The sequence below is a fragment of the Saccharopolyspora montiporae genome (assembly GCF_015209505.1).
In the GTDB taxonomy this organism is placed as follows: domain Bacteria; phylum Actinomycetota; class Actinomycetes; order Mycobacteriales; family Pseudonocardiaceae; genus Saccharopolyspora; species Saccharopolyspora montiporae.
This window is the reverse complement of record NZ_JADEYC010000023.1, coordinates 107,121-125,439: the sequence shown is the minus strand read 5'-3', so window position 1 is coordinate 125,439 and position 18,319 is coordinate 107,121. Positions and strand designations below refer to the sequence as shown.

At 71.6% G+C, this 18,319-nt stretch carries 19 protein-coding genes; 5 read left to right on the top strand and 14 right to left on the bottom strand.

Annotated features, from left to right (window positions below; genetic code table 11):
• Positions 1–294: 294 nt before the first annotated feature.
• Complete coding sequence (gene moeZ / locus IQ251_RS14815) at positions 295–1,467, bottom strand: adenylyltransferase/sulfurtransferase MoeZ (protein WP_193929159.1); 1,173 nt, start codon at positions 1,465–1,467, stop codon at positions 295–297.
• Positions 1,468–1,666: 199 nt separating this feature from the next.
• Complete coding sequence (locus IQ251_RS14810) at positions 1,667–2,680, bottom strand: DUF3152 domain-containing protein (protein ID WP_193929158.1); 1,014 nt, start codon at positions 2,678–2,680, stop codon at positions 1,667–1,669.
• Between the two features lie 296 nt (positions 2,681–2,976).
• On the opposite strand from IQ251_RS14810, the gene IQ251_RS14805 reads away from it, so the two are divergent.
• Entirely contained in the window at positions 2,977–3,600 is a 624-nt protein-coding gene (locus IQ251_RS14805) for a TetR/AcrR family transcriptional regulator (RefSeq protein ID WP_193929157.1), read from the top strand.
• A 59-nt stretch (positions 3,601–3,659) separates the two neighbouring features.
• On the opposite strand, the gene IQ251_RS14800 is transcribed toward IQ251_RS14805, so the two are convergent.
• Together IQ251_RS14800 and IQ251_RS14795 are read right to left on the bottom strand one after the other, a co-directional pair.
• Complete coding sequence (locus IQ251_RS14800; protein WP_228046933.1) at positions 3,660–4,553, bottom strand: alpha/beta fold hydrolase; 894 nt, start codon at positions 4,551–4,553, stop codon at positions 3,660–3,662.
• An 11-nt stretch (positions 4,554–4,564) separates the two neighbouring features.
• The gene (locus tag IQ251_RS14795) at positions 4,565–5,464 is read right to left on the bottom strand and encodes an AurF N-oxygenase family protein (protein ID WP_193929155.1); all 900 of its coding nucleotides are present in this window, start codon (positions 5,462–5,464) and stop codon (positions 4,565–4,567) included.
• A gap of 64 nt (positions 5,465–5,528) precedes the next feature.
• Here IQ251_RS14795 and IQ251_RS14790 point away from each other — a divergent pair, with 64 nt between their 5' ends.
• Positions 5,529–6,287 carry a TetR/AcrR family transcriptional regulator gene (locus tag IQ251_RS14790; RefSeq protein WP_193929154.1) on the top strand — a complete coding sequence of 253 codons (759 nt, stop codon included), beginning with the start codon at positions 5,529–5,531 and terminating at the stop codon, positions 6,285–6,287.
• 58 nt (positions 6,288–6,345) lie between these two features.
• Complete coding sequence (locus tag IQ251_RS14785; RefSeq protein WP_193929153.1) at positions 6,346–6,666, top strand: DUF4873 domain-containing protein; 321 nt, start codon at positions 6,346–6,348, stop codon at positions 6,664–6,666.
• 72 nt (positions 6,667–6,738) lie between these two features.
• Here the strand turns inward: IQ251_RS14785 and IQ251_RS14780 are convergent, their stop codons facing one another.
• Complete coding sequence (locus IQ251_RS14780) at positions 6,739–6,969, bottom strand: DUF3107 domain-containing protein (protein WP_193929152.1); 231 nt, start codon at positions 6,967–6,969, stop codon at positions 6,739–6,741.
• Between the two features lie 74 nt (positions 6,970–7,043).
• Positions 7,044–7,730, bottom strand: coding sequence for a ferritin-like fold-containing protein (locus IQ251_RS14775; protein WP_193929151.1), 687 nt, complete (start codon positions 7,728–7,730; stop codon positions 7,044–7,046).
• Positions 7,731–8,176: 446 nt separating this feature from the next.
• On the opposite strand from IQ251_RS14775, the gene IQ251_RS14770 reads away from it, so the two are divergent.
• Both IQ251_RS14770 and IQ251_RS14765 read left to right on the top strand, forming a co-directional pair.
• Complete coding sequence (locus IQ251_RS14770) at positions 8,177–9,880, top strand: DEAD/DEAH box helicase (protein ID WP_193929150.1); 1,704 nt, start codon at positions 8,177–8,179, stop codon at positions 9,878–9,880.
• Positions 9,881–9,967: 87 nt separating this feature from the next.
• Positions 9,968–11,179: an Rv3212 family protein gene (locus IQ251_RS14765; RefSeq protein ID WP_193929149.1), complete on the top strand. Its 1,212-nt coding sequence runs from the start codon at positions 9,968–9,970 to the stop codon at positions 11,177–11,179.
• Positions 11,180–11,235: 56 nt separating this feature from the next.
• Here IQ251_RS14765 and IQ251_RS19805 read toward each other — a convergent pair whose 3' ends face one another.
• From IQ251_RS19805 to IQ251_RS14725, 8 genes are all read right to left on the bottom strand, one after another.
• Positions 11,236–11,634: a hypothetical protein gene (locus tag IQ251_RS19805; RefSeq protein WP_228046929.1), complete on the bottom strand. Its 399-nt coding sequence runs from the start codon at positions 11,632–11,634 to the stop codon at positions 11,236–11,238.
• A gap of 281 nt (positions 11,635–11,915) precedes the next feature.
• Positions 11,916–12,800, bottom strand: coding sequence for a PHP domain-containing protein (locus IQ251_RS14755; RefSeq protein WP_193929148.1), 885 nt, complete (start codon positions 12,798–12,800; stop codon positions 11,916–11,918).
• A 100-nt stretch (positions 12,801–12,900) separates the two neighbouring features.
• Positions 12,901–13,473 carry a PH domain-containing protein gene (locus tag IQ251_RS14750; RefSeq protein ID WP_193929147.1) on the bottom strand — a complete coding sequence of 191 codons (573 nt, stop codon included), beginning with the start codon at positions 13,471–13,473 and terminating at the stop codon, positions 12,901–12,903.
• 21 nt (positions 13,474–13,494) lie between these two features.
• On the bottom strand, positions 13,495–13,656 hold the full coding sequence (locus IQ251_RS14745) for a cytochrome c family protein (protein WP_193929146.1): 162 nt from the start codon (positions 13,654–13,656) through the stop codon (positions 13,495–13,497).
• A gap of 487 nt (positions 13,657–14,143) precedes the next feature.
• Positions 14,144–15,271 carry an ABC transporter ATP-binding protein gene (locus IQ251_RS14740; RefSeq protein WP_193929145.1) on the bottom strand — a complete coding sequence of 376 codons (1,128 nt, stop codon included), beginning with the start codon at positions 15,269–15,271 and terminating at the stop codon, positions 14,144–14,146.
• Between the two features lie 3 nt (positions 15,272–15,274).
• Complete coding sequence (locus tag IQ251_RS14735) at positions 15,275–16,111, bottom strand: carbohydrate ABC transporter permease (protein ID WP_193929144.1); 837 nt, start codon at positions 16,109–16,111, stop codon at positions 15,275–15,277.
• The gene (locus IQ251_RS14730; protein WP_193929143.1) at positions 16,111–16,995 is read right to left on the bottom strand and encodes a carbohydrate ABC transporter permease; all 885 of its coding nucleotides are present in this window, start codon (positions 16,993–16,995) and stop codon (positions 16,111–16,113) included. The genes IQ251_RS14735 and IQ251_RS14730 overlap by 1 nt, the downstream gene beginning before the upstream one ends.
• On the bottom strand, positions 16,995–18,251 hold the full coding sequence (locus IQ251_RS14725) for an ABC transporter substrate-binding protein (protein ID WP_193929142.1): 1,257 nt from the start codon (positions 18,249–18,251) through the stop codon (positions 16,995–16,997). The genes IQ251_RS14730 and IQ251_RS14725 overlap by 1 nt, the downstream gene beginning before the upstream one ends.
• Positions 18,252–18,319: the final 68 nt, after the last annotated feature.

The window sequence follows — 18,319 nt, the reverse complement described above, 5'->3', positions numbered from 1 at the left end:
GCAGGTCCAGTGCCTGGGCCACCCATGCCGCTTCGGCCGTGTTGGCGGCGGGTTTCAGCACCACGTCACCGCAGCGCCAGGCGACGCCGCCTTCGAGCAGTTCCGGTTCCTCGACGCGCGCACCGAATGCCGCGCGCACGTGCGGCGGTGGCGGCTCCGGCGAAAGACTCACGCCCGCACGCTACCCCGACAGGGGGTCTGCGGCGTAGCAGGCACTCCGGGACGTCGTGAGCCGACACGACGACGGCGGGCGCCGCGCACGCTCGGTGCCGACACCCGCCGTCGGGTCGTGGCTCAGTAGGTCGGCAGGCTCTCGTCGACCTGGTTGGCCCAGCCCAGCACACCGCCGCCGACGTGCACCGCGTCGCCGAAACCGGCCTTGTGCAGCGCCGCGAGGGCTTCCGCGGACCGGCCGCCGGACTTGCAGTGCAGCACGATCTGCTTGTCCTGCGGCAGATCGGCCAGCGCCTCACCGGACAGGATCTTGTCCTTGGGGATCAGCGTGGAGCCGTCGATCTTGACGATCTCGTACTCGTGCGGCTCGCGGACGTCGATCAGCTCGAACTTGTCCCCGCGGTCGAACTTCTCCTTGAGCTCGACCGGCGTGATCGTGCTGCCCGCGGCGGCCTGCTGCGCGTCGTCGGAGACCACGCCGCAGAACGCCTCGTAGTCGATGAGCTCGGTGACCGGCTCGGTGTTCGGGTCCTTGCGGATCTTGACGGTCCGGTAGTTCATCTCCAGCGCGTCGTAGATCATCAGCCGGCCGAGCAGCGTCTCGCCGATGCCGGTGATCAGCTTGATCGCCTCGTTGACCATGATCGAACCGATCGAGGCGCACAGCACGCCGAGCACCCCGCCCTCGGCGCAGGACGGCACCATCCCGGGCGGCGGCGGTTCGGGGTACAGGTCGCGGTAGTGCGGACCGTGCTTGTCCCAGAACACGCTGACCTGGCCCTCGAACCGGAAGATCGAGCCCCAGACGTAGGGCTTGCCGAGCAGCACGGCCGCGTCGTTGACCAGATAGCGCGTCGCGAAGTTGTCGGTGCCGTCCAGGATCAGGTCGTAGTCGGCGAAGATGTCCAGGGCGTTGTCCGACGTCAGGTGCGTCTGGTGCAGGTGCACCTCGACGAACGGGTTGACGTCGGCGATCGAGTCGCGGGCGGACTCGGCCTTGGACCGCCCGAGATCGGACTGCCCGTGGATGATCTGGCGGTGCAGGTTGGACTCGTCGACCTCGTCGAACTCGACGATCCCGAGCGTGCCCACCCCGGCGGCGGCCAGGTACAGCAGCGCGGGGCTGCCGAGCCCACCGGCGCCGATCACCAGCACCTTGGCGTTCTTCAGCCGCTTCTGCCCGTCCATCCCCACATCCGGGATGATCAGGTGGCGGCTGTAACGCGCGACCTCGTCCTTGGTCAGCTCAGCCGCGGGTTCGACCAGCGGCGGCAGCGTCGTTGCGCCGGACATTCCCAGCTCCTCCTCGATGGGTCGGTACCGGCCACCCGATGCCGCGGACGTCCGCGCCGGTGCCTGGAGCATCCGGAGGGGGACCAGCCGGGCACCCGGTTTCGGGGCCTCACCGATCTGCAACGCAAGGATCCCCCGATGACTTCCCGCCCCCAAGTCGCTCCCAGGATCCGGGAGTGAGCTGAATCATCCCGCGGGTTCAGTGCCCGCCCCCGCCGGTCGGGTGCGGCCACGCGTTGGGTCGGCACTCGAAACCGTCGGCGGGAATGGAAGTCCCCTGGTCAGCGACCTGGTTCAGCTCGTGCAGCTCGTTGTTGGACACGCTGAACGACTGCTGCATCATCACCGGAGCGTTCGCCCCGGGCTCCGGGCAACCCACGTGGCCGTTGCCGAAGACGTGTCCGACCTCATGGTTGATCGCGTAGCGGCGGTAGTTGCCCAGGTCTCCTTCGAAGGCCACCGCGCCGCGCGCCCACCGCGCCGCGTTGAGGTAGACCATCTCGCCCTTGCGGCACGAGCTGTCGAACGGCACCCCGTCGCTGTACTCGCACGCCTCCCGCGCCGTCTGCCTGCTGACCAGGATGACCCGGAAGTCCGGCTGCTCGTCGCCGTCCACGCGCTGCAGCGAGATGCCACCCGCCTCCGGGTTGGTCCAGCTGCGCGGGTCGGAGAGGGTGTCCTGCACCAGGCGGGAGAAGGATTCCGGCCCCTCCGGCAGGTCCATGCCGACCTCGGTCTCCACCGTGTAGCGGTAGAGCTCGCCGGAGCCGATCGCCGGTGTGCTGCCCGGCTGCACCTCGAAGGTGCGCGCGCCGGTCTCCGGGATCGGCCCGCCGGGCGGCAGGTCCGCGGAGAACAGGTCCTCGTCGTACTCCCCGCCGGGCTGCGCTTCGGTGACCACGGGCCGTTTCGGCTCGGGCGCCGGTCGGTCCGCGGGAGCCGCGGCCTGCTCGCCGGACTCCTCGCCGTCGGTGACCGGCCCGACCGTCTGCAGCACCGCCAGCGCGGTGACCACGACCAGCAGCGGGATCGCGTAGACCCGCCAGCCGTAGCGGGAGATCCGCCGGTGCCTGCCGCCGCGCCGCTCCGCGTCCTCGTCCGGGCCGGGTTCGGTGGGGTTCCAGGACGCCCGCAGCGGCTCGCCCCGTTCGCGGACGCGCCGGGACGCCCGGTGCGACGTGGAGGAACGGGGATCACGCGGCGCTGGCGGCACGCACTCAGGGTGCCACAGCGCGATCCGCGCGCCGGACAGGCGCGACCACACCGCGTGATCGGGAGCGCGGGCCCGCAGGAGCCCACCACCGCGGTCGGCCGGGCCGGACCCGCCTCCGCGCGCCGGGGTGACGCAGCGTGGCGCCGACGGCCCGGCACGGCGCGCAACCGCCGCAGCGACGGCCCCCGGACGGACCACGACCGGCTCTCGTGATCCGCGCCTACTAGCGAGTAGAGTCGGCGTGCCGGGGTGCGCGTCGACGAGGGCGCGCGATGACGGACCGGGTGGAGGCGAGGATGACCGAGACCGCGCAGTCGAACCGGGGCGTCCGGTTGCCCCGCGATGCGCGCCGCGCACAGCTGCTGGAAGCGGCCCAGCAGGTGTTCGTGCACAACGGCTACCACGCGGCGGCGATGGACGATATCGCCGAGCAGGCCGGGGTCAGCAAACCCGTTCTGTACCAGCACTTCCCGGGCAAACTGGACCTGTACCTGGCGCTGCTGGACAAGCACGGCACCGAACTCGTGCACCGGGTCCGCACCGCCATCGAGTCCACCCCGTCCAACAAGCAGCGGGTGCGCGCGGCGGTCGGCGCGCTCTACGCGTTCGTGGACGGCAAGGACCAGGCGTACCGGCTGGTTTTCGAGTCCGACCTGCGCGGCGAGCCCGCGGTGGAGAAGGCCGTGGAAGGCGCGGTGGACGGCTGCATCGACGCGGTCGCCGACGCGGTCACCGCCGACGCCGGGCTGGACCAGGAGCGCGCGCGGCTGCTGGCGGTGGGCCTGGTCGGGCTCAGCCAGGTCACCGCCCGATACTGGCTGGACGCCGAGCACTCCATCCCGCGCGACGAAGCGGTGGGCCTGATGTCCACGCTGGCCTGGAAGGGCCTTGCGGGTTTCCCGCTGCTGCAGTCCTCCTGAGTCCTCCCGAACGCACGGCGGCCCGGAGGTGAGTCACCTCCGGGCCGCGCGTACGCGGATCAGCGGGCGCCGCGGACGAGTTCGGCGATGCGGTCGGTCACCGCGCCGGAGCGCTCCAGCGGGAGCATGTGCCCGGCACCGGCGTACACCAGCAGCCGCGCTCCCGGCAGCTGCTCCGAGATGCGCTGCGCGTGCGCGAACGGGGTCAGCCGGTCGGCCGTCCCGGCCAGCACGACCACCGGCAGGTCGGCGAACTTGCCCAGCACACCGGCGCGTTCGTGCACGGCGAGGGATTCCCGGTAGGCGGCCATGTTCGCCGGGTGCACCGCACCCAGCCACTCCGCGGTGGCGGCCACGTGCTCGGACTGCGGCCGGCGGCCGAACAGCAGCCAGCGCATGCCCGGGCGCAGCAGCGCGGAACGCTTGACCAGCCTGCGGCCCCGGGCGGTGGCCAGCCGCTTGCGGAAGGCGCGCTCCCCGCGGTTGGCCAGCGCGGCCGGACCGGCCGGCAGGCCCAGCGCCGGTGCGGCGAGATCGCCCGCCGAGGTCCCCACGAACGCCACGCCGGCGACCCGGTCCAGCAGGTGCGGATGCCGCTCGGCCAGCGCCATGATCGTCATCCCGCCCATCGAGTGGCCGGCGAGCACGATCCGCCCGTGCGGGACCCGCTGGTCGATCAGCTCGGCGAGGTCGTCGGCGCAGCGGTCGATGCTCGCCACCCCGTCCTCGGCCGGGTCGCTGTCGCCGTGGCCGCGGAAGTCGAAGCGCACCGTGCGCACCTCGGTCCCGGCGGCCACCGGCAGTCCGTCGACCACCCCGTCCCAGCTGCGCTGCGACAACGTCCAGCCGTGGGTGAACACGACGGTCACCGGGGCATCCCGGGGCCCTTCGTCCAGCACGCGCAGCCGGGCGCCGTCGGACGTGGTGCAGACTTCCTCGACCGCGGTCGGCAAGGTCGCTCCCCTCATCGGATCAAATACGCTTTCTTCCACCAGAACATGCCCGGTTTGCCGATGAGCCCGGCCTCGTCGAGGAAGCCCATGATCTTCTCGCCGCCCCAGGTGAGCGTGTTCTGCCAGTTCGGGTTGTTCCACGCGATCTTGTGCGTCTGCTTCGGCGACAGCCCGACCGCCGCGTACAGCCGCGGGTTGACGAGGCTGTAGCAGATGCAGAATGACACCAGCGCGGTCCAGTACTGGTGGTACGCGCGCTCGGCCGGGCTGCACTTCGACATCAGCCGCAGCACCTCCTCGCGCGCGTAGGTCACGTGCCGGGCCTCCTCCAGCACGTGGATGCGGTTGACCATGCGCACCAGCGGCTGCACGGTCTCGTCGTTCATCTGGTCACGCTGGAAGCGGTCCAGCACCTCCTCGGCGACCAGGATCGAGGCGAACGCCGAAGGGCCCTTGAGCACGGTGGGCAGCAGCCGGCCGCCGAAGTGCAGCAGCGGGACCGGGCCGTACGCGGGAGCCCCCACGCGGTCCACGGCCTTGGCGAACATGGTGGAGTGCCGGCATTCGTCGGCGATCTCGGTGAGCGCGTACTGCGCGTGGCTGGTGCGCGGGTCGGAGTTGTAGAACTGCTTGAGCAGCATCTGCATCAGCAGGACCTCGAACCACAGGCCGTTGGAGGCCACGCTGGCGAACTCGTGCTTGGTCAGCTCGACGCGCCGCTCGTGGTCCAGCTGCTCCCACAGCTGCGTGCCGTACAGCGAGCTGCGGTGCAGCGGGATGTAGGGAGCGCCGTCGACCAGCGGGGCATCCCAGTCGATGTCGACCTCGGGGTCGTAGCTGTTCTTCGCCGAGGACTTCAACAGCCGATCCGCCGTCTTCTCCCGGTCCTTGACCTGCGAGACGCCCCTCATCCCGTGATCACCCTCTCACCCGCCGGATTGCGTGTTACTTGCGGTAACAGCTAGCTTGGGTAGCGTGAGCCACAGCAAGCGGCCTGTCAAGGCGGTGCCCGAGGACGAGCGGACCGGCGATGCCCGGCGCGAACGCTGGCGCGAGCACCGCAGAGCACGCCGCGCGGAGTTCGTCGAAGCCACAGTCCGCGCCATCGCCCGGCACGGCCCGGAAGTGGGCATGGACGACATCGCCGCCGAGGCCGGGGTGAGCAAACCCGTGCTGTACCGGCATTTCAGCGACAAGAGCGATCTGTACGTCGCGGTCGGCGAATGGGGCACCCAGCTGCTCATGGACCGGCTGCGCCCGCTGATCGACCACGGCGGCAGCCCGAACCAGCGGATCCACTCCCTGGTGGACACCTACCTGGCCACCATCGAAGAGCTGCCCGACCTCTACCGGTTCGTCGTGCAGAGCACCTTCGCGGACAAGACTCCCCGGGCCGATCCGGTCTCCACCGAGAAGACCGTGATCGCCAACTCGCTGTCCCGCCTGCTCGGCCAGTACGCCCGCGCGCTCGGCCTGGACTCCGGCGGTGTGGAGGCGTGGAGCCACGGCGTCGTGGGCATGGTGCAGGCCGCGGGGGATTGGTGGCTGGACCGGCCGACCATGAGCCGCGCCGACCTGACCGGATACCTCGCGCAGATCATCTGGTTCGCCATCGACGGCCTGCTGCGCTCCGGCGGCATCGTGCTCGACCCGGACGAACCGCTACCGGGCGAGATCGAGCTGTACGCGGTGCCGGACGAGCCCGACGGGCCGCAGCGCTCCGACGCGGGCTGACTCCCCCGCGACCCGAGACCGACCAGCAGCGCAACGAAGCGACACGGGAGGCCGCGAGATGACCGAGCACGAGGAGCACGACTACCGAGGCCCGGCGGCCGTGTTCACCCAGGACCACGAGGTCGAGGCGGACGTGGTGCTGCGCGGGCACTTCCAGCCCATCGACGGCCGCTTCCACTGGTACGGCCGGGTTCAGGCGGCCGACGGCGTGGACGCCATCGCGGGCAACCGCAAGGCCGCCGTCGTGCTGCGCACCCCGCACGGTGAAGCGGCGGGCACGCTGTCCGATCCCGACCCGTGGGGGCGCTACCGGATCAGCGGAGTGGGCAGGCCGCCGTTCCCGGTGGCCACCGACGAACCCGCAGCGGCCGCGCCCTGATCCGGACCGGAACGTGCAGCGGGGCCGCCCTCCAGCACCGGAGGACGGCCCCGCTGCGCGTTCGCCGCGCCGTCAGCCGCTGACGCCGAAGCCCACCTTGGGAGCCTCGGCCGGGCCGATCTCGACGTAGGCGATCTTGGGCGACGGGACGACGTACCGGCGTCCCTTGTCGTCGGTGAGCTTGAGCACGCCGTCACCGGACTGCAGCGCGTCGGCGACCAGCGACTCCACCTGCTCCGGGGACTGACCGCTGGCGATGTTGAGCTCGCGCGGGCTGTCCACGACGCCGATCTTGACCTCCACGCCGAACCTCCGTTGCCGAAATCGATGGGTTGATCGGCCGCCAGGCTATCCCAGAACCGAACCGGCCCGGCGGATCAGCCCAGGCCCAGCCGCGTCATGCGCTTGGTGTGGTTGTTCTGCAGGCGGCGGAACATCGCCGCGATCCCGGTCAGGTCGCCGGAACCCTTGATGATCAGCTCGGCCAGCGCATCGCGTTCCGCGACCACCCGCTGCGCGTGCGTGATGGCCTCGCCCAGCAGCCGCCGGCCCCACAGCGTCAGCTTGTCCCGCGTCTTGCGGTCGTCCTCGCAGGCGGCCTGCACCTCCCGCTCGGCGAAAGCCGAGTGCCCGGTGTCGGCGAGCACGGTCAGCACCAGCTCCCGCGACCGCGGGTCCAGCCACTCGGCGACCTCGCGGTAGAAGTCCGCGGCCAGCCCGTCGCCCACGTACGCCTTGACCAGCGACTCCAGCCACGAGTGCGGTGCGGTCGAGGCGTTGAACCCGTCGAACGGCGCGACGAACGGTTGCATGACCTCGTCCACGGCCACCCCGCGGGAGGCCAGGTCCTCTTCGAGCACCCGGTAGTGCGCCATCTCGGCGGAGGCCATGCTGGCCAGCGCGGCGCGGCCGGTCAGCGTCGGTGCGGTGCGCGCGTCCTCGGCGAGCCGGTCGAACGCCGACAGCTCCCCGTAGGCGAGCACGGCGAGCAGGTCGACGACTCCCTCTTCGTAACGTTCGTCACGTTCCCCGGTGGCCGCCGCGCCGCGCTCCGCCTCGCTCATGCCCACGAGGGTATCCGCCGCCGCGCCCGGAGTCCCGCTCCCACCGCAGCGGGGCTTGCCAGGCAGGTATCCTCAGTGGCGGAGGAGCATCGGCGTCCGACCACCGGCAGCACTCAGGCCGGTGATCGCGTTCCCGGTCATACCGCTACCCGGTGGTCATACCGTTATCCGGTGGTCATACCGCTACCCGGTGGACCGTCGCCCGGCCGTCCCGCCGAACAGGCGAGCACGACCGGGACCCGGTTCCCCCACCGGCACGAACGCGGCCGCGGCCAATCGGCCCGCCGGCGTTCGGGACGAACGAGACGCCGAGACCGACCGACCAGCAGCGGACGAGCCGCTGCACGAACGAGGGCGCGCATCATCACGTCGACCACCACCGCCAGCGGCGCCGAACGGCATGCCGCAGCGCGGGAACGTCACGACGGATCGGCCCGCAGCGGGACATGTGCGCGCAGGTACCGAAAGAGGCGATCATTCTGACGTTCACCAACCCCGACAACCCCGCGAGCAACGAGAACCACGAAGGAGGCGGGGCCGTCGACGGCGCCGCAGAGGCGACGATCGAGCCCGCCGACGGGCAGGAAGCCGCGGCGGTCGTCCCCGAATCCCCCACCTTCGCCGAGCTCGACGTCCGCCCGGAGATCGTGTCCGCGCTGCGCACCGGGGGCATCGAGCACACCTTCGCGATCCAGGAGCTGACCCTGCCGCTGGCGCTGCAGGGCGAGGACCTCATCGGGCAGGCGCGCACCGGGACCGGCAAGACCCTGGGCTTCGGCGTCCCGCTGCTGCAGCGGCTGCAGGTGCCCGGCGACGGCACGCCGCAGGCCCTGGTCGTGGTGCCGACCCGCGAGCTGTGCCTGCAGGTCACCCGCGACCTCACCGAAGCCGGCCGCGACCTCGGCGTGCGCACGGTGGCCGTCTACGGCGGACGCCCCTACGAGGAGCAGATCAGCGCCCTGAAATCCGGTGTGGACCTGGTCATCGGCACCCCCGGCCGCCTGCTGGACCTCGCCGAGCAGAAGCACCTCGTGCTGGGCAAGGTCGGCGGTCTGGTGCTGGACGAAGCCGACGAGATGCTGGACCTCGGGTTCCTGCCCGATGTGGAGCGGATCCTGCGCATGGTGCCCGAGCAGCGGCAGACCATGCTGTTCTCCGCGACCATGCCGGGACCGATCCTGACCCTGGCCCGCAAGTTCATGACCCAGCCGACGCACATCCGGGCCGAGCAGGCCGATGAGGGCGCGGTGCACGAGCGGACCGAGCAGTTCGTCTACCGGGCGCACGCGATGGACAAGACCGAGCTCATCGCCCGCACCCTGCAGGCCAAGGACCGCGGGCTGACCATGATCTTCAGCCGCACCAAACGCACCGCGCAGAAGCTCGCCGACGAGCTCGCCGAGCGCGGGTTCGCCGCGGGCGCGGTGCACGGCGACCTCGGCCAGGGCGCGCGCGAACAAGCGCTGCGGGCCTTCCGCTCCGGCAAGGTGGACACCCTGGTGGCCACCGACGTCGCCGCGCGCGGCATCGACGTGACCGGCGTCACGCACGTGATCAACATGCAGTGCCCGGACGACGAGAAGACCTACGTGCACCGGATCGGCCGCACCGGCCGCGCGGGCCGGGAAGGCGTGGCGATCACCCTCGTCGACTGGGACGAGGAATCGCGCTGGAAGCTGATCAGCGATGCGCTGGGCCTGGAGCGCCCGCAGCCGGTCGAGACCTACTCCACCTCGGCGCACCTGTTCTCCGACCTGGGCATCCCGTCCGACGCGACCGGCAGGCTCCCGCTGTCCAAGCGGACCCGGGCCGGCCTGGACGCCGAGCCCGAGGGCGAGTCCGCCAAGCGCCCGCGCCGCAACCGGCGGCGCACCCGCAGCGGTGGTGGTGCCGAGTCGGCCGAGTCGGAGACGCGCCGGGAGAACGGCTCGGATGAGACCCGCCCGACCCGCCGCAGGCGCAGGCGCACCCGCGGCGGCAGCGAGGTCAGCGGCGGCGGGCAGTCCGCACCGGAGAACCAGGAGTCCGCGGGCGAGCAGGAGTCCGGTGCTGCCGAGCGTCCGCGCCGCAGGCGGCGCAGGCGTCGCGGCGGCGGTTCCGGCTCCAGCGAGTCGACCGGCGGCGGCACGGTCAGCGGCACCGGCAGCTGACCCGCGAGCGGCCCGACCACCGCGAGCCGGACCCGGGCTGCGGGTAGGCTCGGTGATCGGCACGGCCGCCGCGATCGAGGAGTGACTGTGGTCCCGCCGGAACGGCGCACGAGAACCGATCTCACCGTGGCGGTGCTGATCGTTCTGGCCGTCCTGGCGGCCGCCACCGCGCTGTGGTGGCGCAGCGACGCCCGCGCCACGGACTCCGCACCCGCGCAGCAGCCGCTGGCCGAGTCCCCCGCCCCGAGCGAGGTGCCCGACCGGCTGCGCGAGGTCTGGCGCGAGCCCAGTCCGGCGACCCCGCACCCGGTGGTCGCCGGTCCCGCGGTCGTCACCGGAGCGGGCGGTGACGTGACCGGCCACGACGCCGAGTCCGGCCGCCCCGCCTGGCACTACTCGCGGGACCTGCCGCTGTGCACGGTCGACGAGCAGTGGGACCGGGTGATCGCGGTGCACGGCAAGACGCGCAACTGCAGCGAAGTCACCTCGCTGCGCGGCGACACCGGAGTGCGCGCACCGCAGCGCAATTCGGACGCCGAACCCGGCACCCGCCTGCTGTCCGACGGCGACGCGCTGACGGCCACCGGCGTCCGGTCCTTCGAGACCTGGCGGTCCGACCTGGTGCGCACCCAGCAGTACGGCCTGCCGCCGGCGCCGAAGAACCCGGACAACAACATGAACCGCCCCGGCTGCCCGTTCGAATCGCTGGGCAGCGGAGACGAGCAGATCGCCGTCGTGGAGAACTGCCCGCGCGAGCAGGGCCTCCGGCTGACCACCATCAAGGCCGAACCCGAGGACGAGGAATCACCGGAGGAGGTCTTCAGCGTCGGCATCGGCGAGGCCCCGGCCACCGTCGTGTCCGTCACCGAGGACCGGGTCGCCGTGGCTTTCCGCGACCGGGGCGAAGTGCTGGTCCACGACTCGTCCGGCGCGGTGCAGGACCGTTACCCGGTGCGTACCGGCCCTCCGGACGATTCGGGCAACGTCGACCTGGAGCGCGTCCAGCGCGGCAGCCTGGACTACTGGTTCACCGGCGCGGACGTGCTGGCGCTGGACCCGGTGACGCTCACCCCCGCCTGGCGCGCACCGGACGTGCTGGGCCCGGCCACGGACTTCGGCGGCCGGGTGCTGGTCCCGGTACCGGACGGGATCGCGGTGCTGGATCCGGACACCGGGGCGCGCGAGCGGGTGCTGCCGGTGGATCGGCAGGGCCACGACGGCCCCGTCTCGCTGGACTCGGCGGGCGGCGTGCTTCTCGAACAGCGCGGCGACGAGCTGGTGGCCCTCTCCGGCAGCTGACCGGCGCCGCTGGGAGGTCGTTCTCCGCCCGGTGAACCCCGGGAAACGCACAGCCGCTAGAGCCACCACCAGAACCAGACCGAGCCCAGCACCAGGGCCGCGGTACCGGTGGCGGCCAGCGCGCCGCTGCGGTCCGGGTGCCGGTCGGCGAACCGCTGCAGCCCGACGGCGAGCACGGCCACCGCGGACTGCGCGATCACGTCCGGCAACCCCGGTCCGGGAATGCCGCGTCCGGAACCCCAGATCTGGAAGCCGATCAGTCCGAGCGCCAGCACCACGGCCCCGGCGGCCAGCGTTCCGCTCAGCCCGCGCAGCGCGGCCCCGGCCCAGCTCGCCGACCGCGGGCGCGCGGCCGCATGCCGGGGGCGCGTGTCGCCCTCGCGCCGGACCGGGTGCACCTGGCCGAGGTCGAGCTCACCGCTGAAGCGGCGTTGATGTCCGAGAGCAGGGGGCATGGCACCGTCCTCAGCCGGTCCGATCGGTCGCATTCCGTTCCATCCCCCAACGAGGCCCAAGGCGCGGCGGCAGGTGCCGCCCGCCTTTCCTCCGTGCAGTGTGCCCGGAACCCGCGGCGGGAGCAGTACCGCCGCGTGCGCACCGCAGAACAGCTCCGCACCGACCCGACCGCCGCATCGGCGAGCGCGCCTCCGGACCGGACCACTCCTGCACACCCACCACGGTACGCAGTTGACCACGGGTGCCTCGCCAGCCCCCGATCGCGGAACCGGGGGACTCGTCAGCCGATGACCTTGCTGCCCGTGCCCAAGTCGATCAGCCGCTCCAGGGACTGTTGCGCGGTGGTCTCCTGGCCGATCCGGATCGTCTTGTTCGTCCCGTGGTAGTCGCTGCTGCCGGTGGGGATCAGGTCCAGGTTCGCGGCCAGCTCGCGCAGTTCCTCCCGAGCGGGCTGGTTGTGGTCCGGATGGTCGACCTCCACCCCGCCGAGCCCGGCTTCGGCCAGCTCGGCGATCGTGCGCGCGGAGACCGTGCGACCGCGGGCGGTCGCGAACGGATGCGCCAGCACGGTGACCCCGCCCGCTTCGCCGATCATCTCGATCGCGCGCAGCACGGGCGTGTCGGTGCGCGGCAGGTAGTAGCGGCCGTCGCTGCCCAGGTACCGGGCGAAGGCTTCGTCGACGCTGCCGACCGTTCCGCCGCGCACCAGCGCCCGGGCCAGGTGCGGGCGACCGCCCGGCGAATCCTCCGGCAGCAGACCCATGATCTCGTCCGGGTCGACCGGGAAGCCGTCCGCGGCCATCCCGCGGGCCATCTCGCGCAACCGCGCGCGGCGCTCGGCACGCAGCCGGGACTGCTCGCGCACCAGCGCCGGGGATTCCGGATCGAAGAGGTACGCCAGCAGGTGCACGGTGATCATCCGGCCGTGCTGGTCCGGACAGGCGCAGGACAGCTCGGCCCCGGGGACCAGGCGCAGCGGCGCGGACGAGCGGCGCACCGCATCACCCGCTTCGGCCCAGCCCGCCGTGGTGTCGTGATCGGTGATCGCGATGGCGCCCAACCCGGCGCCGACCGCCGCGGCGACCAGTTCGGCCGGAGTGTCCGTTCCATCCGATTCGGTGGAATGCGTGTGCAGATCGATGAGCACCGAACCAGTGTGACCCATCCCGGACACCCACGCGCCGCCTCCCACCCACAGCAGTCGGTTCCAAGCGGCGATCGGGTTCCAACCGGCGAAAGCCCGGCCAGCCGACCCGAAACAAGACCTAGATCTTGGCGGCCTTGCGCTTGCCCACTGCTGCGCGCCGCGCCTTGAGCATCGAGAACCGGTCCTGGGACGTCTTCTTGTCCCCGAACACGAGGCTGGAGATCGCGTCCTCCACCTCGTCCGGGTTCGGCACGGAGTCGATGCGGTTCAGCGCCTGGATCTGCCCGGCCGACTCGACGACCAGCGTCCCGTACCCGAGGACCCGCCCCATCAGGGTGCGCGCGAAGGTCAGGTCGGTGACCTTCGTGATCGGCATCATGGCGACGTTGGTCGTGAAGATGCCGGAGGTGATGAGGAACCGCTTGTCGGTGACGACGATGCGCTCCACGTACCAATCCAGCACCTGGTAGGCGAACCGGATCAGCACGATGAGCCCGACGTACCAGAGCAGGTTGTGGAACAGGATGCCGCTGTCACCTTCCGGGACCATGAAGGAGACCAGCATGAAGCCGATGAGCAGGCCCACCGCCTCGAAGAGGTTCCACACCAGACACGCCCAGTGCCGCCGGAGCCGGATGACCCGGCGCTCGTTGTCCAGCAGGTATTCGTCGGGATCCCTCGGTGCGAACACGACACCCGCCTCCCCGCGGTCTTACTGGAAGAGGTTCTGCATGAACGTGATCACGGCCTCGGCCGCACCCTGCAGGCTGTTCAGGATCCCGTTCACGACGTTGCTTGCCGACGCCGGCGAGGTGAACAGGAAATACAGCAGGATGGCGACAACTACCCAGGTGACGATCTTCTTCATGTTCACTGCGACGCACCCCGTCCGAAATGCCTCTGCTCATCCAGGCTCTTGCTGATCCGTTGTACCGCACTCAGCCGCCCTACGGCAGCTTTATCCCGCGCTTGGGTCAGTCGCCTCCGGGCCGGACCGGATCAACTACCCTCCGTGGCTGACGCATCCTATCCAACCACTCGCGCGTCCGACGGCCGGGCGGGGTGATCACCGACTGATCGCGGGACGGGCCGGGTGCGCGGGATCGGTTCGCCGGTGCGGCTGCGCACAGGCGCGCGGAAGCCCGCCGTTCGGCGGTGTGCCCGCGGTTCCCGGCCCGCGCGGCGCACACGGGGTGATCGCCGCCGGCGGCGACGCCCCGCCGCGGCGACTGCTCGGGTGGAGCGGTCCGCGCGCCTTTTCGCCGGTGGGGGCGCTGCGGCGGCGCCGTTGCGATCTTCACCACAGCGCCACGGGTGGGACGCGGGGGCGCTCGCCGAGACGCCGCAGCAGCGGCCGGTTCTCACCCGGGAAGCCGGTCGCCGGCCGGGTCGAACAGGTGCAGCCGGTTCGGATCGACGTGCAGCGCCAGCGGTGCACCGGTGCGCGCCGCGGAGTCCGCGGGCAACCGCGCCACGAGCCGGTCCGCGTGCGGGACCGCCGACCCCGCGGCGAACTCCGGCAGCGCGAGGTGCGCGTACCGGTCCGAGCCGAGCTCCTCCACGAAGTCCACCTCACCGGTCAGCCCGGGTTCCGGCTGCTCCGCGCCGCCGTGCAGCGCCGCGTCCGCGAGATGCTCCGGCCGCACGCCCAGCACCAGTTCCCGTGCGCCGCCCGCGTTCTCGATCCGGCGACGCAACGCATCGGTGAGCGGCATCCGGCCGAGGGCGCAACGCAGCTCGCCGTCCTCGACCGCGGCGGGCAGCAGGTTCATCGGCGGCGAACCGATGAACCCGGCCACGAACAGGTTCGCCGGATGCTCGTAGAGGTCCTGCGGGCGCCCGACCTGCTGGACGAGACCGTCGCGCATGACCACGACCCGGTCGCCGAGCGTCATCGCCTCGGTCTGGTCGTGCGTGACGTAGGCGGTGGTGGTGCCGAGCCGCTTCTGCAGCCGGGACACCGACCCGCGCATCTGCACCCGCAGTTTCGCGTCCAAATTGGACAGCGGTTCGTCCATGAGGAACGCGCGCGGCTCGCGCACGATCGCGCGGCCCATCGCCACCCGCTGCCGCTGCCCGCCGGAGAGGTTGCCGGGCCTGCGGCGCAGCAGGTCGGCCAGTCCGAGCAGTTCGGCGGTCTCGTGCACCCGCGCGCGCACCTCGGCCGAGCCCCGGTTGGCCAGCCGCAGCGGGAAGGCCATGTTCTCGAAGACCGTCAGGTGCGGGTACAGGGCGTAGGACTGGAAAACCATCGCGATGTCCCGGTCCTTCGGCGCGCGCTCGTTGACCCGCGTCCCGCCGATGCGCAACTCGCCCGCGGTGATGTCCTCCAGCCCGGCGATCATGTTCAGCGTGGTCGACTTCCCGCAGCCGGACGGGCCGACCAGGATCACGAACTCGCCGTCGGCGATGTGCAGATCCATCCCGTCGACGGCCGCCGAGCCGTCCGGGTACCGCTTGGTCACGTTCTCCAGCACGATGTCGGCCACCGGCTACCCCTTCACCGCTCCCGAAGTCAGCCCGGTGACGATGCGCCGCTGGAACAGCAGCACGACCAGCACCACGGGCACCGTGATCACCACGGCCGCCGCCGAGATCGACCCGGTCGGATCCTCGAACTGCGAGTCGCCGGTGAACAGCTGCAGCGCCACCGGGACGGTCCGGGATGCCTCGGTCGAGGTCAGCGAGACCGCGAACAGGAAGTCGTTCCAGCAGAAGACGAACACCAGGATGGCGGTGGTGAACACGCCCGGCGCCGCCAGCGGGGCGATCACCTTCCGGAACGCCTGCGCCGGGGTCGCGCCGTCGGTCAGCGCCGCCTTCTCCAGCTCCCACGGGATCTCGCGGAAGAACGCGGACAGCGTGTAGATCGCCAGCGGCAGCGAGAACGCCACGTACGGCAGCACCAGCCCGGCCCAGGTGTCGAACAGCCCCAGCGCCCGCTCGATCTCGAACAGCGGGGACACCAGCGAGACCTGCGGGAACATCGCGACCAGCAGCGAGGCACCGATCAGCGCGCGCTTGCCCGGGAACTCCAGCCGGGCGATCGCGTAGGCGGCCGCCGTCGCCAGCAGCACGGACAGCACCGTGGCGATCAGTGCGATGCCCACCGAGTTGACCAGCGCGCGGGTGAACTCCCCGGTGCGGAAGATCGTCGCGTAGTTCTGCAGCGTCCACTCGCGCGGGATGAAGTGGCCGTCGCCGATCGTGGCAGGGGTTTTCAGCGACAGTGAGGCGATCCACAGCACCGGGACGAGCGCGTAGACCACGACGATCGCGTCCAGCACCGACCAGCCCAGCACCCGCGTCCGCATCGAACCGGCCGCCATCAGCGCCTCCCGCCGTCCGCGCCGGGCGCCGCCGCGCCGAAGAACCGGATGAACACCCAGGCGATCAGCGCCACGGCCAGGAAGATCAGCACCGACATCGTGGAGCCGATGCCGAGGTTGAGCCCGCGGATCAGGTTGTTGTAGGCCAGCACCGAGACCGAGGAGGTGTCCTGCGCGCCCGAGGTGAGCACGACGATGTTGTCGAAGACCCGGAACGCGTCCAGCGTGCGGAACAGCAGGGCGACCAGGATCGCGGGCTTCATCACCGGCAGCATCACCCTGGTGAACCGCTGCCACGGGCCCGCGCCGTCCACCGCGGCCGCGCGCAGCAGGTCCTCCGGCACCAGCGCCAGCCCGGCCAGCAGCAGCAGCGCCATGAACGGGGTCGTCTTCCACACCTCGGCCCCGATCACGATCGCCAGCGCGCTCGCCTGCTCGGTGAGCGGAGCCCCGCCCGCGGCCAGCAGATCCGCCAGGTAGCCGGTCTCCGGCGTCCACGCGTAGCGCCAGCTGAACGCGGCCACCACGGTGACGATGCCGTACGGGATGAGGCTGACCGTGCGCACCAGGCCGCGGCCCACCAGCGCCCGGTGCATGATCAGCGCCAGGCCCATGCCCAGCACCGCCTCGATCAGCACCGACACGACGGTGATCAGCGCCGTGACCCCGAACGCGGTCCACCAGTACTCGTTGCCGAGCACCGTGGCGTAATTGGCCAGCCCGACGAACTCCCGCTCGTCCGGGTACTTCAGGTCGTAGCGTTGCAGGGACAGCCAGAACGCGTACAGCACCGGCCACCCGGTCACCGCCAGCATCACCAGCGCGGCGGGCGCGCACAGCAGCCAGCCGAGCCTGCGCTCGGCGCGCGCGGCGGAACCGGCCATCAGGGGATCACCCCGCGCGAGTCCAGCGCGTTCTGCACCTCGGTGCGCATCCGCTCGGCGGTGCGCTCGGGGTCGATGTCAGCCACCGGGGACAGCAGGTTGGCCAGCACCGTGGACACGTTCTGCGCCGCGGGCGTCACCGGGCGCACCCCGGGATCCTTCAACGCGGCGAGGATCGTGTCCTTCATCGGGTATTCGGCGGCCAGCGCCGGGTCGTCGTAGACCGACTCGGCCACCGGCGGAACACCGTCACGGATCGCGGAGAACTTCTGGTTCTCCGGGGAGCGCAAGCAACGGGCCGCCGCGAACGCCCGGTCCGGTTTCGCGGAGAAGCTGCTCACCGCGAGGTTGTAGCCGCCGATGGTGGACTTGCTGGGCACTCCCGGCTGCACCGAGGGCAGCCGGGCCCAACCGACCCGCCCGGCCAGCTCGGGCCGGTCCTCCTGCAGCGAGGGGTACACGAACGGCCAGTTGAGCTGGAACGCCGACTCGCCGCGCTCGAACTCCATGCGCGCTTCGTCCTGCTGCGCGTTGTTCATCGCGGGGCCGGTCACGCCGGCGTTGCCGAAGTCGCGCAGCACGCGCAGCGCCCGCACCGCGCCCTCGTCCAGCACGGCCCGCTCGCCGTCCGCGGAGACCAGGTTCCCGCCCGCGGAATCGACCAGGGTGTTGAAGTGCACGAACAGCCCCTCGAACTGGGCCCCGCTGAACGCGATCCGGTGCGGCCGCCCGGCATCGCGCAACCGCTGCGCGGTCCCGATCATCTCCGCCCAGGTGCGCGGCGGGTGGTCGACGAGGTCCGTGCGGTACCAGAGCAGCTGGACGTTGGTGTTCTTCGGCGCGGCGTAGAGCTCGCCGTCCACCTGAGCCGTCTCCAGCGGACCCGGCAGCGTGCCGCGCTCGGCGGACGCCCGGTCCGCACCGCGCCACGGCCGGATCCAGTCCGCCTCGGCGAACTCGCTGGTCCAGGTGACGTCCAGCCCGAGGATGTCCATCCCGGAGTCCCCGGCGGCCAGCCGCCGAGCCATCTGCTCGCGCTGGCCGTCGGCCTCGCGCGGCAACTTGTGGTAGACGATCTCGTAGCGGCCGCCGGATTCCGCATTGCAGCGGTCCACCACCGACTGCAGGTTCTCCTCCGGCGCGTAGTAGAGGTGCACCGCGCGCGGGTCCTCCGCAGGAGCGCAGCCGACCACGGCCGTGACGGCCAGCAGGAACGCACCCGCGATCGCCGCGCGGCGGGTCCGGCGAGCTGCCATGCTCCGCCCTCCTGTGCTCCGGCGCACCCGGCGGCTGCGCGCCGGTGGTGCACGAAGCTAGGCGGAGC

Coding starts and splice junctions, on each gene's coding strand:
- moeZ (WP_193929159.1), bottom strand. CDS start 1,467: ATGTCCGGCGCAACGACGCTGCCGCCGCTGGTCGAACCCGCGGCTGAG.
- IQ251_RS14805 (WP_193929157.1), top strand. CDS start 2,977: ATGACCGAGACCGCGCAGTCGAACCGGGGCGTCCGGTTGCCCCGCGAT.
- IQ251_RS14795 (WP_193929155.1), bottom strand. CDS start 5,464: ATGAGGGGCGTCTCGCAGGTCAAGGACCGGGAGAAGACGGCGGATCGG.
- IQ251_RS14785 (WP_193929153.1), top strand. CDS start 6,346: ATGACCGAGCACGAGGAGCACGACTACCGAGGCCCGGCGGCCGTGTTC.
- IQ251_RS14775 (WP_193929151.1), bottom strand. CDS start 7,730: ATGAGCGAGGCGGAGCGCGGCGCGGCGGCCACCGGGGAACGTGACGAA.
- IQ251_RS14770 (WP_193929150.1), top strand. CDS start 8,177: ATGTGCGCGCAGGTACCGAAAGAGGCGATCATTCTGACGTTCACCAAC.
- IQ251_RS19805 (WP_228046929.1), bottom strand. CDS start 11,634: ATGCCCCCTGCTCTCGGACATCAACGCCGCTTCAGCGGTGAGCTCGAC.
- IQ251_RS14755 (WP_193929148.1), bottom strand. CDS start 12,800: ATGGGTCACACTGGTTCGGTGCTCATCGATCTGCACACGCATTCCACC.
- IQ251_RS14735 (WP_193929144.1), bottom strand. CDS start 16,111: ATGGCGGCCGGTTCGATGCGGACGCGGGTGCTGGGCTGGTCGGTGCTG.
- IQ251_RS14730 (WP_193929143.1), bottom strand. CDS start 16,995: ATGGCCGGTTCCGCCGCGCGCGCCGAGCGCAGGCTCGGCTGGCTGCTG.
- IQ251_RS14725 (WP_193929142.1), bottom strand. CDS start 18,251: ATGGCAGCTCGCCGGACCCGCCGCGCGGCGATCGCGGGTGCGTTCCTG.